The organism is Dyella sp. (assembly GCF_036568765.1).
Taxonomy (GTDB): domain Bacteria; phylum Pseudomonadota; class Gammaproteobacteria; order Xanthomonadales; family Rhodanobacteraceae; genus GSA-30.
This window is the reverse complement of sequence record NZ_DATCRY010000151.1, coordinates 24,040-38,694: the sequence shown is the minus strand read 5'-3', so window position 1 is coordinate 38,694 and position 14,655 is coordinate 24,040. Positions and strand designations below refer to the sequence as shown.

General features: G+C 63.4%; 12 protein-coding genes. 9 read left to right on the top strand and 3 right to left on the bottom strand.

Annotation, left to right across the window (positions count from 1 at the left end):
• From VIM98_RS10740 to VIM98_RS10725, 4 genes are all read left to right on the top strand, one after another.
• Nucleotides 1-1,021: sensor histidine kinase (locus VIM98_RS10740; protein WP_331993099.1), on the top strand; the 1,021-nt coding region annotated here is incomplete at its 5' end.
• Between the two features lie 11 nt (nt 1,022-1,032).
• Nucleotides 1,033-1,737 (top strand): LytTR family DNA-binding domain-containing protein, encoded by a 705-nt coding sequence (locus VIM98_RS10735; protein ID WP_331993100.1) that lies wholly within the window; start codon nt 1,033-1,035, stop codon nt 1,735-1,737.
• 54 nt (nt 1,738-1,791) lie between these two features.
• Complete coding sequence (hemC, locus tag VIM98_RS10730; protein ID WP_331993098.1) at nt 1,792-2,715, top strand: hydroxymethylbilane synthase; 924 nt, start codon at nt 1,792-1,794, stop codon at nt 2,713-2,715.
• Between the two features lie 126 nt (nt 2,716-2,841).
• Nucleotides 2,842-3,381: a hypothetical protein gene (locus VIM98_RS10725; protein WP_331993097.1), complete on the top strand. Its 540-nt coding sequence runs from the start codon at nt 2,842-2,844 to the stop codon at nt 3,379-3,381.
• Between the two features lie 356 nt (nt 3,382-3,737).
• Here the strand turns inward: VIM98_RS10725 and VIM98_RS10720 are convergent, their stop codons facing one another.
• The 3 genes from VIM98_RS10720 to VIM98_RS10710 all read right to left on the bottom strand — a co-directional run bounded on the left by VIM98_RS10720 (nt 3,738) and on the right by VIM98_RS10710 (nt 8,263).
• Nucleotides 3,738-5,501, bottom strand: a complete 1,764-nt coding sequence (locus tag VIM98_RS10720; RefSeq protein WP_331993096.1) for a peptide-N4-asparagine amidase — start codon at nt 5,499-5,501, stop codon at nt 3,738-3,740.
• Between the two features lie 410 nt (nt 5,502-5,911).
• Nucleotides 5,912-6,442, bottom strand: a complete 531-nt coding sequence (locus VIM98_RS10715; RefSeq protein ID WP_331993095.1) for a gamma carbonic anhydrase family protein — start codon at nt 6,440-6,442, stop codon at nt 5,912-5,914.
• 114 nt (nt 6,443-6,556) lie between these two features.
• Entirely contained in the window at nt 6,557-8,263 is a 1,707-nt protein-coding gene (locus tag VIM98_RS10710; protein ID WP_331993094.1) for a patatin-like phospholipase family protein, read from the bottom strand.
• A 132-nt stretch (nt 8,264-8,395) separates the two neighbouring features.
• Here VIM98_RS10710 and VIM98_RS10705 point away from each other — a divergent pair, with 132 nt between their 5' ends.
• From VIM98_RS10705 to VIM98_RS10685, 5 genes are all read left to right on the top strand, one after another.
• Complete coding sequence (locus VIM98_RS10705) at nt 8,396-10,441, top strand: M3 family metallopeptidase (RefSeq protein WP_331993093.1); 2,046 nt, start codon at nt 8,396-8,398, stop codon at nt 10,439-10,441.
• 9 nt (nt 10,442-10,450) lie between these two features.
• A complete protein-coding gene (gene xth, locus VIM98_RS10700; RefSeq protein WP_331993092.1) occupies nt 10,451-11,224 on the top strand; it encodes an exodeoxyribonuclease III in 774 nt (257 codons plus the stop codon).
• Nucleotides 11,221-11,895, top strand: coding sequence for a YecA family protein (locus tag VIM98_RS10695; RefSeq protein ID WP_331993091.1), 675 nt, complete (start codon nt 11,221-11,223; stop codon nt 11,893-11,895). Before xth ends, VIM98_RS10695 begins: the two co-directional genes overlap by 4 nt.
• A gap of 67 nt (nt 11,896-11,962) precedes the next feature.
• Nucleotides 11,963-13,726, top strand: a complete 1,764-nt coding sequence (locus tag VIM98_RS10690) for a zinc ribbon domain-containing protein (protein WP_331993090.1) — start codon at nt 11,963-11,965, stop codon at nt 13,724-13,726.
• A gap of 84 nt (nt 13,727-13,810) precedes the next feature.
• On the top strand, nt 13,811-14,644 hold the full coding sequence (locus VIM98_RS10685; RefSeq protein ID WP_331993089.1) for a pirin family protein: 834 nt from the start codon (nt 13,811-13,813) through the stop codon (nt 14,642-14,644).
• Nucleotides 14,645-14,655: the final 11 nt, after the last annotated feature.

Here is a 14,655-nt window from a genome sequence, read left to right as displayed (position 1 = left end):
CGCCCGCCCCGCCACCGACGACGCCCCGCTGCCGGATTTTTGCAGCCTGCCGGTGGTTTTCGCGCTGCTGGTCATCGGTGCGCTGACCGCTGCCGTGGTCTGGCTCGCTTCCAACGGCATGGGCTTGCGCGCCTATAGCCTGTGCCTGTTGTTTATCGAGTGGCTGATGCTGGTGCTGGGCGTGACGCTCTGCAAATTGCGCCCTTGGCTGCAGCGGCTAAGCGGCCACTTCTCGTATGTCGGTGCATGGCTGTGGATTCTTGCGGTGGTAGCGCCGGGTAGCGCGCTTGCACACTGGCTGGCCATCGCGCTACCGATGGAGCACCTGACCAGCAGTCGCCTCGGCTTCGTGCGCGACTGCGTGCTGATCGCCGCGCTGCTTGGCGCAGCAGTGTTGCGCTATTTCTATGTGCTGGCGCAGTGGCAGGCACGCCTGGAAGCGGTCAGCCGCGCGCAGGTGGATGCCTTGCAAGCACGTATCAGGCCGCATTTCCTGTTCAACAGCATGAACACGGTGGCGGCCCTGGTGCGCGTGGATCCCGACGCCGCCGAGCGCACGGTGGAGGATCTTTCCGAATTGTTCCGCGCGGCACTGGGCCAGCACCAGTCGCGCGACGGCACGCTGGCCGAGGAGTTGGCTCTGGTCGAGCGCTATCTGGCGATCGAGCAACTCCGCCTGGGCGAACGATTGCGGGTGACGCGCGCGCTCGACGATCTGCCTGGCGACTACCCGCTACCACGCTTGCTGCTTCAGCCGCTGGTGGAGAACGCCGTACGGCATGGCATCCAGCCATCGCGCGAAGGTGGACAGATCGTGCTGCGCGGCTATCGCGAACGCGCCGCCTGGGTGATCGAAATCGACAATCCGCTACTGACCACGCCGTCCGAACCAGGCAATGGCCACGGCCTGGATAATGTGCGCCAGCGCGTTGCCTATCGCTATGGGGCGCGAGCCCGTGTCGAAGCCGGTCCGCGGGATGGCCGTTTCCGGGTGCGCATCGAATTGCCGGAGTCGCCGTGAGTACCGCGCCCCTGAAAATCCTCATTGTCGACGACGAACCGCTGGCACGCGCGCGCCTGGCGGCCTTGTTGGGTGAATGCGATGGCGCCGCGGTGGTCGGCAGCGTCGGCGACGGCGATGGCGCGTTGAACGCACTGGACGAGGCCCAGCCGGATTTGCTGTTGCTGGACATCAACATGCCGGGACTCGATGGCGTGGCATTGGCCCGGCGGCTGGCCGGTCGCAGCCGGCCGCAGGTGATCTTTTGCACCGCCTACGAAAACCACGCGGTGCAGGCCTTCGATCTGGGAGCAGTGGATTACCTGCTCAAGCCAGTACGGCTGGAACGACTGCGCGATGCACTCGAACGCACGCGCCTGCGCCTGAGCCAATGGCCGCGCGAGTCTGCACGCTACTTGCGCGGACGCCGTCATGGCGAACAGGTGCGCATCGCCCTGGATGAGGTGATCTGCCTGTTGGCCGAAGAGAAATACGTCGTGGTGCAGCATCGCGACGGCAGCCTGCTCTTGGACGAATCCCTGCGCCAACTGGAAGAGTCCTATCCCGAGCATCTGGTGCGGCTGCATCGCAATTGCCTGGTGCCCGCACAGCGACTGCTCGGCCTGAAGACGCTCGCCGATGGCCGTGTGCTGGCTCGCCTGGGCGGCACCGAGCTGACGCCGGAGGTCAGCCGGCGCAATCTGCCGGCGCTGCGTCGCCTGTTGCGGATGAGCTGAACCCGCGCACGCGCTTTTTACGCGACAATAGGTTTTTCGTTGCCTCCAGCCGCCATGATTCCCACCGTTCTGCGTATCGCCACTCGCCAGAGCCCGCTTGCCCTCTGGCAGGCAGAGCACGTGGCCGCAGCCTTGCGCGCGGCACACCCGTCCCTGCACGTCGAGCTGGTGCCGATGAGCACCCGAGGCGACGAGATCCTGGATAAATCGCTGGCGACTGTCGGCGGCAAGGGGTTGTTCCTCAAGGAGCTGGAAGTGGCCATGCTGGAGGGTCGCGCGGAATTGGCCGTGCACTCGCTCAAGGACGTGCCGGCCGAGCTCGAACCGGGCTTCGCACTGCCGGCCATCCTGCCACGCGCCGATGCGGCCGATGCCTTTGTCAGTAATGACTACGCCAATCTGTCGGAGCTGCCGCAAGGCGCCCGCGTCGGCACGTCATCGCTGCGCCGGCAGGCCCAGTTGCGGGCACTGCGACCCGATCTGACGCTGTTGGACTTGCGCGGCAATGTCGGTACACGGGTATCCAAGCTCGATCGCGGCGAGTACGACGCCATCGTGCTCGCCTGCGCGGGTCTGGAGCGCCTGGGACTGGCAGCACGCATCCGCTCCCGTCTGGCTGCACCCGAGTGGCTGACTGCGCCCGGGCAAGCGGCGATCGCGATCGAAGCACGTAGCGATCAACCCGCGGTGCTCGAATTGCTCGCCGCGCTCGACGACGAGGAAACACGCTGGGCGGTCACTGCCGAGCGCTCGATGAATCGTGCCCTTGGCGGCAGTTGCACGGTGCCGGTAGGCGGTTGGTGCACCGTCACCGAACGCGGTCTGTACTTGCGCGGCATGGTCGGCGATGCGCAGAACGGCCAGCTGCTGGTCGCCGCGGCGGAGGGACGCTGCGACGAGGCCGAGGCATTGGGGCAACGCGTGGCCGAAGCATTGTTCTTGCAAGGTGCCGGCGATCTGCTGCGCGGACACGCCTGACAGACAGGCGCATCTCACTGCAAGTCACATTCCTGACACGCGTCACGACTAATGTAACGCGACTGTCGCGAGAGCCTGTCTACAGGGGGCAGGCTTCGGTTGCGGCCCTCTCCCCGATCCGATGTCATGAACGCTTCCTTTTCCGCGCCGCATCGGCGCTGGCTCGTCTGGGCCTCGCTCGCCTTGGCCGTCCTGCTCGTCGCCGTCATTGGCTGGCTGGCCTTTGCCCGTGGCAGCCATAATCTGGCCGGCGGGAGCTCACCGGCATCGGCATCGACTGCCGAAGATGCCAGCGGCGTAAATATCCTGCTCGACCTGGCGCAAACCGCCACCAAGGAAAAGCGTCTTGTCGCACCGGCCGGCAGCAATGCCTTCGAGTTCTACATGAGCGTGCTGCAGCTCGACCCGGAAAACAAAGCCGCGCAGGACAGTTTGCACGGCCTGTTCAGCCCTGCCTCCGAGGACGTCGAGCGTTCGATCAACAATAACGATCTGGACGAAGCCCAGCGCGAATTGGCGCTTTTGCGCGAATTCGACAGCACCAATTACACGCTATCGTTGCTGGGCGGCAAGCTCGATGCCGCGCGCCAGGTGATGATCAAGCAAGATGAAGCGCGCGCGGCAGCTATCCAGGCCGCCAATGTGCAGAACGACGCTGCGCACTAACTTTGACGGGACAATCGTTCTTCCCGCGCCGCCTCCGTCGCGACTGAAGGGAACCTCGAAAAACTTGCTTTCTGTGGGAGCGACTTTAGTCGCGACAATCGTGCCTCACCGCAAGTCCTTGTCGCGGCTGAAGTCGCTCCCACACCACTAGGCAAACCTTCCCTATCCTTGTAGGAGCGACTTCAGTCGCGACGGTTCGAAGCACTATCGCTCAGGGTTCGACGATCGATGCGCGTGGCCGCAGCTACATTCGTGCTTCCAAAATAAAAACCCAACGCCTTGACGGCGTTGGGCCCGATGGAAAGCCCGCGACAGCACGCTCCCCGCAGGGGGTTGAGGAGCGTGCCGGGCAGACCTCACCAGAGGAGGCTGGCGTTGCCACCGTCCGGCGAACCGTCCGGATGGGTGAACCAGGAAACGCGGTTCTGGCCAACCAGGCAGCCTTTGCCTGTTTTGAAGCTGGCCACCGCACCGTCAGCGGACGTCAACGAAGCCTTGTAGCAACCCAGCAGGGAATCGGTATAGCTGAAGTCCTGCGAGCTATGCTGATCCTGATTCGTGACTGCGCTGCTGTTCGCGTCAAACACCTGCGTATTGGTGCTGTTGACGGTATTGGAGACATCGGCGGTAAACAGGTTGACGCCGAACAAACGGTGCGCCAGATGCTTCTGATAACCTTGCTGCACGGTGCTGGCAACTTCGAAATTACCCGAGTCGTCGATGGTCTGGTTGAAGTCGACGCTGAGCGGATAGCTATAGGTTTCACGATAGTCGGCGCTGATCAGCGAGCCGATCTTGCTCTGGCTGTTGCTGTCGACCGTCGTGGACTGGGTACTCACCTGGCGAAGCTGTGTGTCGCTGCTGGTGAATGCTTGGGAATTGGTGAAACCCACCGTCTGCTTCACGGTCGACGTCACGCGACCCTTGGATGTGTTGGCCACGCCTTCGATTACGAATTGGCGGCTGAGCGCTGTATTGATCGCGCCGTTGATGTTGCCCGTAGCGTCGGTCTGCAAGGTGTCGCTGACCGCAGGTGTGTTCGACTGGCCGACCAGCGTATTGCGCGTCACGCTACCGGTGACTTGCTGGCTGTTGGCGTCCCGATATACCAGTAAAGCAGCCGTCGCGGCAAAGGCATTATCTGCACCGGCGACATTCACCGAGACAGTATGCGGCTGGCCGTTGCTCAGGACGCCTGCGAATGGCGTCAGGTCGACGCGATACGGCATGAAGTTGAGCGTTTGCACACCCGGCGTCGGCTGCCACAAGTTCGCATCGAAGCCATCGGCAGCGATGGAGGGATAGACAGGCGCAACACCGGCCGGCTGACCGTCGATGCTGACCTCTGCCTCACGGAAGCTGCCACCGCCGCAGGCGACGACCCTATCCAGGTACTCATCTGGCACACAGGTATACCACTGCGCATCGAAATCGCGGCCTTGAGCGAATACGTCGAGGTAAGCCTTCTCCACATTGCGCGGCAAGGTAATGGTCTTGGTCACTGCATCGGATGGCGAGACCAGCTTCACGGTGGCGCCCACCGGATCGCTACCCAGCGGATATACCGCATCCGGCGTGCTTGCCGCAGGCGTGCCCGGATAGAACAGCAGGCGAGCGGTGCCCGTGACGGTACCGATGTTATTACCGGTAATGAGAGTGCTGATCTGGCTCTGGCCTTGCTGTACGGACTTGAGCACCGCGGTGTAGTCGGTCAGGTCGCGTTCGACGTGCCAGCTTGGCGACTGCACGGTAGCCGTCTGCTGCGTAGTACCGAAGAACAGGTTCACGCCGCCAACCCAGATGGCGGCCGCGTTGGCATTGGCCTGGCCGGTCACCGAGAAATCGGCCTCCAGCACAACTTTGGCCCAGTTGCCCTGGCAACCGGCCGGCGGAGCGTAATTAAAAGGATGATTGGTAGCGTCGGTGAAGCTTTCATTGCTGAACAGCTCGACCACGCACGGCGTACCCGCCGGACGCGGCACACCCGGATCGGCCACGGCGACATTGGTGGAACCGACCGTGGGCTGCGAAACGCCACCGGCGAAAGCCGTGCCCGCAAAACCCAGGGCACACAGACTGGCCACGTAAAGGACGCGGCGAGCCAAAGCGCGATGCGACATAACTATAACTCCCAAAGAATGATTTGCCCAAAACATGAAAAACCCGCCCCCTGCGGCCGGCAAACCTAGCACGCGAATTATTCAAAATGATCGAAAAAAAGGCCTAATAATAAAATTTATTCTCTTGGAAATATTCAAGGTAATAAACTAAATACCGACATATTCCAGGTCATGAAATCATTGCGAAATAGACACACCGACAGCTGAAATAATCGATGTAACACATTCGCTGCGAGCGCGTGGCAACTTCGCAAATCCCGCGATAAACACAGACATAGAAACTGCGGCCGCCTGACCGACGCGCACGACGCCCACGCGACAGTTATGAGCGGCGTCATAAGAATGTAGCTAACCCGGACCGGCGCCGGGCAGGCGTTGAGCTGCAAAATCCTTAAGGGGGCTTCCTGCCGTCAGCCGACGAGGTAATCGTCCTTGACGCGCACGTAGTGGTCCGCGGAATAGACAAGCTGTTCGACCTGCTCGTCACTGAGCAGACGTACGAACTTGGCAGGATTGCCCAGCCACAGCTCGCGCTCGCCCACCACCTTGCCGGGCGGGATCACGCTGCCCGCGCCGACGAAACCGTATTTCCTTACCGTAGCGCCATCCAGCACGGTGGCATGCATGCCGATCAGGCAATAGTCCTCGATGGTGCAAGCATGGATCACCGCGCCATGACCGACGGTGACGCCCTCGCCGACGATCGTCGGTCGCCCGCCGGGCGTATACCGCCCGTCATGCGTGACATGCACCACCGCTCCATCCTGGATATTGCTGCGTGCACCGATGCGGATGAAGTGGACGTCGCCACGCAACACGGCCGCCGGCCAGATGGACACGTCGTCGCCCAGTTCGACCTTGCCGATGACGGTGGCATCGGGATCGATGTAGACGCGGGAACCGAAGGTGGGGGCGATGCCCTTGTAGGTGCGGATGGTCATGGGGTGGAGTTTATCGGGTTGCGCGAGGAGCAAGGAGTGAATGGATAGGAGTGAGAGAAAGAGGCGTCGCAATCTGCGCGCCAGCCGCCCCGCTCACTCTCTAGCTCTTCGCGCTCAGCCTTTCTCCAGCACCTCGCACGTATGCCGATATCCCGCCTCGATGGCTGCCTGCCAATCCTTCCAGTCGAGCATGCCTACATGTTCCAGCGGCGGAGTAAGGAGCAGGTCGGCGCGGGCGCGTCGGCGTTCGGCAGGACCTTCGCTGTTGACCATCGCCGCGCGCACCAGGGTAGAGACGATGCCTGGACGACTGATGTCGGCATCCTTTTGCATCAGCACGCGCCACCAGGGTGGCGTGGCGAACTCCTCGGCGGTGGTCGCCAGGGTGATCTCGGCACGGATGTCCACCGCAGTGATGTGCGCGATGCCCTCGTCGGCCATGACGTCGGTGGGCAAGTTGGCGACCAGGGCGCCATCGACATAGACGCGACCTTGATGCAGCACCGGTGGCAGCACGCCGGGAATGGCGCAGGAAGCACGTAACCAGAGCCAGAGCGAGCCGTGTCGATGCACGCTCATGCCTTGCCCGGAGAGGCATGTAGAGACACAGAAGAACGGCAGTGCGGTGTCTTCGATATCCAGCGCACCGAAGGTCGAACGCAACATGGCCGAGGTGCGATGCCCGCGCGTCAATGCCACTAACGGCAAAGTCCAGTCCGACAGCGGCCGGCCCTGCATGAAGGCGCGCCGATAGGTCTCGGTCATGGCATCCAGCTCCCAGCCGCATGCCACGCCGGCACCGATGATCGCACCGATACTGGTGCCGCCGACCGCGTCGAACACGTGCCCGGCTTCGTGCAACGCACGTAGCGCACCCAGGTGCGCCATACCGCGCGCGCCGCCGCCGGCCAGCACCAAGCCGCGGGCATTGCCGCTGATCAACCGCGCCAGCCGCTCCACATCGCCGTTGTGGCCGATATGGTGATGCTGCAACTCACCGCTGAATGGGGCGCGCCAGCGATGGGCCGAGCCGAGTCCAGGCTGGCGTCCCGGCTGCAGCAAGATCAGGTGGCGTGGCCGATGGCGGACGCGCGAGGGATGCTCCGGTGCCGATTCCGGCCAGGGCCGAGCCGGTTGGGCGGCCAGCGTGGGCAACAGCAGGGCATCGGCCTGACGCAGGCAGCGATCGCGCCAATGCGGATCGAGCTGGGTATCCAGATAGATAACGAAGCGCGCCTGCGCCTCGCGCTCGGCAAACCAGTCGCTACCGCGACCGACGGCCATCGCCGCATCGATCACCAGGCAGCTACCGTAGGGTTCCAGCGCCTGTGCCAACTGCATGGCCAGGGCACGTGCCGGTACATCGGTACTGACCGGAAGCAGGGCAAACGTACGCGGCGTGAACGGCACCGCGTCCTGGCGCTCGCGCCGCAAGAGGCGGTCGACCGCGACCTGGGCCACGCCGAACATGGCCTGGGGGTAGCGCGCCACCAGCGATTCGAAGGCGCCGCGATCGAGCCTGAACAGTTCCGAGTCGCGCAGCGCACGCACGGTACGCCGGCGCGGCTCGCCGCTGATCAGGCTGATTTCACCGGTGCTATCCCCGGGGGCAATCAGTTCGCCCAGGTCGGTCGGGCCATCGAATACGCCCAGGCTGCCGCTCTTGAGCAGAAACAGCGCATCGGACGGCTCGCCCGCTTTAAACAGCGGCCGGCCACCGGGAAGGCTGAACCACACCAGTTCGCGTTCCAATGCCGCCAGCGCGTCCTTGTCCAGGTGCCGGAAAACGGCATAACGCGCGAGCAAGCCGGCAAGTTCCATTGAGCCCATACCCGACGATAGTACGGCGCGATTTATGACAAAACGAAACCTGGCCGGACCCCGGCCAGGGTACCGCTTGATTTCGGCCGGCCCGGTCGCCACGCTGGTTGCCTGATCTATCAAGGAGTACCCATGAGCCAAGACAATCCGCTGCTGGCCGACGACGCCCTGCCGGCGTTCTCGAAGATCCGCCCCGAGCACGTGGAACCCGCGATCGAGGCGCTTCTGGCCGAGTACCGCAGCGGCATCGAGGCGATTGCCGCCCCTGGCGCGCCGCGCGACTTCGCCAGCGTGATGCTGACGCAAGAGCGGCTGGAACAGCGCCTTGCACGCGCCTGGGCGCCGGTTGGGCATTTGCATTCGGTGGCCGATAGCGAAGCCCTGCGCAAAGCCTACGGCCCGGCCGAGGAAAAACTGACCGATCACGCCATCGAGGTCGGTCAGAACCGCGACCTGTACGCCGCCGTGCAGGCGGTCGCCGATGCGCCGGGTTTCGGTGCGTTGGGCCGGCCGGAACGCGCCCTGGTCGAACACGCGCTGCGCGATTTCCGTCTATCGGGCGTCTCCCTGGACGAGCCGGCTCGTTCGCGCTTTCGCGAAATCGGCGTGGAGCTATCCAAACTATCGACCGAATTTTCCAACGCCGTGCTCGATGCTACCGATGCCTGGCATGAACACCTGACAGACGAGCGCGATGTCGTCGGCATTCCCGAATCCGGTCGGGCAGTGCTGCGTCAGTACGCCAAAGACCAGCAGCTGGACGGTTACCTGGTCACCCTCAAGCAACCCAGCGTGCAAGCGGTACTGACCTACGCCGACAATCGCGGTTTGCGCGAACGCGTCTATTGGGCATACCAGACCCGCGCTTCGGACCAGGGCCCGCATGCCGGCAAGTTCGATAACGGCCCGCGCATCGAAAAAATCCTGGCGCTACGGCACGAGGCCGCGCAACTGCTCGGCTTCGATAACGCCGCCGAAGAATCGCTCGCGACCAAAATGGCGCAATCGCCACTGGAAGTGATGGAGTTCCTGCGCGATCTCGGCGCGCGGGCCAAACCGGTAGCGCAACGCGAGCTGGCTAACCTGCGCGAATTCGCGCGCGATGAGTTGAAGATCGACAATCTCGAACCCTGGGACGTGGCCTATGCTTCCGAGAAACTTCGTCAGCAGCGCTATGCCCTGGACGAGGAGCAGCTCAAGCCATACTTCCCGCTGCCGGCGGTCATCGACGGCCTGTTCGGGCTGGCCGGCAAGCTTTACGGCATCGGGCTGACCGAACGCAACGATGTCGATCTGTGGCATCCGGATGCACGCTACTACGACGTACACGACGCCAACGGCCGGGTCTTCGCCGGCGCCTATGTCGATCTCTACGCCCGCAACGGCAAGCGCGGCGGCGCGTGGATGGATGTCTGCCGTGCGCGTTTCGACGATGAAGGGCGCAAGCAGATACCCGTGGCTTTTCTGACCTGCAACTTTGCCCCTCCCACGGAAGGCAAGCCGTCCTTGCTCAAGCACGACGACGTGCTGACGTTGTTCCACGAGTTCGGTCACGGCTTGCATCACCTCTTGACCGAAATCGCATTGCCATCGATCGGCGGTATCGATGGCGTGGAATGGGATGCCGTGGAATTGCCCAGCCAGTTCATGGAGAACTTCGGCTGGAACCGCGAGGCGCTGGACCTGTTCGCGCGCCATTACGAGTCCGGCGAGCGCCTGCCCGACGAACTGTTCCAGCGCATGCTCGACGCACGGCACTTCCATGCCGGCCTGTTCCTGGTACGCCAGCTCGAATTCGCGTTATTCGATTTCCTGCTGCACCTGGAATACGACCCGGCCCAGGGCGCGCAGACCCTCGCGGTACTCGAGCAGGCTCGCAAGGAAGTCGCCGTGCTGCACCCACCGGCCTGGCAGCGTTTCCCGCATGCGTTCACCCATATCTTCGCCGGCGGCTATGCGGCGGGTTATTACAGCTATTTGTGGGCCGAGTTGCTCAGCGCCGACGCCTTCGGCGAATTCGAAGCCCATGGCGTGGTGGACCGCTCGACAGGCGACCGCTTCCGGCGCGAGATCCTGAGCGTGGGCGCCAGCCGACCGGCACTGGAAAGTTTCGTCGCTTTCCGCGGACGCAAACCGGAACCCGATGCGCTGCTTAGAAGTCACGGTCTGGTCGCTTAGAATGAGCGCATGAAAATCGCATCATGGAACGTGAACTCGCTGAAGGTGCGCCTGCCGCACCTCGCGCAGTGGTTGGCCGAGGCACAGCCCGACGTGGTCGCCTTGCAGGAAACCAAGCTGGAGGACGCCAAGTTTCCGGTCGATGAGATCGCCGCGATGGGTTATCGCGCGATCTATTCGGGCCAGAAGACCTATAACGGCGTAGCCATCCTCGTGCGCGAACCCTTCGGCTTCGACGACGTACTGACGGATGTGCCCGGCCTGGACGATCCGCAACGACGCATACTCGCCGCCACCATCGGCGGCGTGCGCGTCGTGGACCTGTACGTGGTCAATGGCAAGGCCATCGGCGACGAGAAATACACTTACAAGCTCGGTTGGCTGGCCAGCATGCGCGATTTCCTGGCGCAAGAACTCACGCGCCACTCCAAGCTGATCGTGCTGGGCGATTTCAATATTGCCCCCGACGATCGCGACGTCTACGACCCGGTCGCCTGGGGCGAGGACATTCTCTGCTCGCCGCCCGAGCGAGCCGCCCTCAAGGCCATCACCGACCTGGGCTTGAGCGACAGTTTCCGGCTGTTCGAAAACGACGCCGGGCACTTCAGCTGGTGGGACTACCGTCAGGCGGCGTTCCGGCGCAACATGGGCTTGCGCATCGATTTGATCCTGGTCTCGGATGCTTTGAGATCTGCAGCAAAAGCGGCGACCATCGACCGCACGCCGCGGCTCTGGGAGCGTCCTTCCGACCATACGCCGGTGACGCTGGAATTGGACATATGAATACGCCCAAGACGGATTGGCCCAGTTCGCTGGACGACAATGAGCTCGACGAGCTGGACCGCTACCTGCGCGCCCATGCCAATGACGGCGATCTGCTGCTGGATGGCGTGCACGGCATGCTCTCGGCACTTGCCGTCGGGCCGGTCCAGGTGTTGCCGGAAGAATGGTTGCCGGAAGTGCTGCACGAACCGTTCGCCGATGAGGACGAAGGCAACCGGGTGCTGGCCTTGCTGGCCAAGCTCAATGACTCGATCAACGCCGAGCTGGATGTCGATGCTTACGAGCCGATTCTTGGCGAGATCGACACCGAAAGCGGTCCGGTGCTGAGTGCCGCGGGCTGGTGCGAAGGCTTCAGCCGCGCGATCGACCTGCGTGCCGGCCTATGGGAAAAGCGTCTGGCCGACGATCCCCACCTGATGGAATTGCTCGGGCCGGTAATGGCGTTGGCGGTGGACGAAGGCATTCTCAGCGCCGAAGCCGATTTCGAAAAGCTCAGCGACGAGGAGTACGACGAGTGCCTGACCCAGGTGCCCATCGTGCTCGGCGCAGTCGGCCAGTACTGGCAGGAACATCCGGCGACCGACGCGGAAATGCAGGCAGTGTCGCAGGAACGTAACACCGACAAGACGGTCGGTCCGCCGCGCCAGCGTAGCGGACACTGGGTCCACTGAATCGAAAATCACCGAACGCCGCGACATCGACGTCGCGGCGGCGTCGTTACGTCAGGGGGAGAAAAGGATGGCCTACGAATACGGCTCAAGTGCCCAACGCCTGGATTTCCCCAATCCGTACCGGATCGAGAATGTCTTTCGCATGGTCGCGGCCGTCATTCTTATCGGCGGCGCTCTGTATGCGCTGTTGCTTGCACGGCATGGCCTGAGCGCACACCTGAATGGCTGGTCGCTGGCACCCATCGTCGTCGGCGTGGGCATGCTCGCCGGAGGCATCAAGCACGCGGCCACCGCACTGGGTCGGCTGCGTTTCTTTTTCGGTCGCGGCAAGCCAGCGGGCTTGGCCGGCGAGCTGGCCGATGGCGAAACCGGCGAAAAATCGAATGCCCCCGCCCTGAAGGCCACCATGCGCGGCGGTGCGATCGCCGTGGAAGAGCCCACCGGTCCGCTGAACGGCCTGCTCTATAGCCTGGTACGCCCACTGATCTGGGCGCCACAGCCGATTCAATGGGTGGCGCAATTGCAATTCCGTACCGGCCTGACCCTGGCGGTGGTGCTGCTTGCGCTGCTGGTTACCCTGTTCGGCACCTCAGGTGCGCACGACCTCGCCTGGCTAGGCCTGTTCTTCTTTGTTTATACCGCGGTGCTGCTGTTGATTCCGCTGGAGCGGGGCGCGCAGGTACGTACGCGGCTGGGTATGGGTGGGTTGATCGGCCTCGTCCTGGTGGCCATCCTCGCGCCGGTGCTGATTCACAACGTGTCGCCGCACCTGGGTTCGCTCGGCGGTATCGACCTGAGCGGACAGGCCTTGCTGCTGCTCGTATGCGCGATTGCCGCCGTGCTGGTGTTCTTTGTCGCCCTGTTGCGGCAAATGGTGGCGCCGCCGGAAACCGTAATGGCCTGCGAGATCGCGACCGTCTCGATGAATGCGCCGCCGAACCAGATCCTGGTCGAGCTGGATCGCGAAATGCAGCGCGGCTGGGTCGAGCAGATGCCCAATCGCCGGTACGCGCGACAGGTGCCGCTGACCCTCGGCGCTTCGGGCAGCTTCAATGGCGAACTGCTGGAAGAAACCCAACCGATGCCGCGCGACGACATGCGCAAGATCACCTTGCAGGATGCCCTGGGCGAACCGCGCTATCGCTGGCTGACCCTGCTCAGCGGCCTGGGCGTGCTCTTTACCCTGGCCTGCACGATCGCTTTGCTGATGTTCGCGCACCGGGTCGCCGGCGAAGACACCGATCCGAAGATCTGGCAGTACATCTGCTTTGCCGGCGGCATGTTTTCGCTGGCGACGTTCTGCCTGCGCGCCGGACATATCCTGTGGTCGCGCTTCGATTTCACCTCGCGCCTGACCTGGGTGGAGATCGAAGGCAACTTCCAGCGATCCAACACGGCCATCGGCGCCCAGTTCACCGACCGCGTACGCACCGAGAAAGAAATCATCAGCGTCAACGACATGACGATGCGCGTCTGGGTCGCCGAGGTCGACTCGGTCACTTTCGGAGCCGATTCGCTGCGCCGCATGATCGGCCTGCGCGGTCGTCCCGATCTGGCGCAATCGCTGCGTCTGCATCTGCAGACCTTCGCCGAAGGCCAGAGCAGCGTGGATATGCCGCAATCGCGCGTCGATGTGGAAAAGATCGCCGCGATGAATGCGATGAACCGCGCCAGCGGCCAGGCCGATACCCGTGCGGCGTTACAAGGCGCGGTCGACGCGCTAGTGGCACCGGAGCCTCCACGCCCACGCCCGACGGCTTGCCCGCGTTGCCATCATCCGGTCGGAGCGACGGCGAAGTTCTGTGGGGAGTGCGGAGCGGCGTTGGGGTAAGGAAACAATCCGTTCACCTCCTGCCGCTTGGCTTCGCCTGCCGCAGGCGCCATCTTGGCGCCATCAGCATGGGAGGTTGGAAACATGAGCGAGCGCAGTATTGTCCGCCGCATCCGCGGCATGGACACATCCGACGGTGCCGGCGTGCGCCTGAAGCGGATCATCGGACAACCGGGCCTGGATATGGTCGACCCGTTCCTGCTGCTGGACGAATTCCGTTCGGATCAGGCGGGTGACTATATCGCCGGCTTTCCCGAGCACCCGCACCGCGGCTTCGAAACGGTGACCTATATGCTCGCCGGCCATATGCAGCATGGCGACAACCATGGCAATCGCGGCGACCTCGGTCCGGGCAGCGTGCAGTGGATGACGGCCGGGCGCGGCATCCTGCACTCGGAAATGCCGCAGCAGGAAAACGGCCTGATGTGGGGTTTCCAGCTATGGGTCAACCTGCCGGCGGCGGACAAGATGATCGAGCCGCGGTACCAGGACATCGCGCCTGAGCGCATCCCGACCGTACATCCCGCCGATGGCGTGGAAGTGCGCGTGATTGCCGGCGAACTGGCCGGCGCGGTCGGCCCGGTGAACGGCATCGCCACCGCGCCGGTATACCTCGATATCGCTCTGCAGCCCGGTGCGCAGATCGAGATTCCATTGCCGGAAGAGCACAGTGGTTTTGCTTATGTGTTCGATGGCCATGACGCCGCCGTGGCTGGCGAACGTCTGGGCCGCAGTGAACTGGCTGTGTTGTCCAAAGGCGATAGCGTGCGCGTAGCTGGCCGCGACGGTGCGGCGCGCGTGCTGCTGGTGGCAGGTAAGGCGTTGAAGGAATCGGTAGCTCGTTATGGGCCGTTTGTGATGAATACGCCGGAGCAGATTCACGAGGCGATTGCGGATTTTCGGGCTGGGAAGTTTTGATGCGGCTCGCT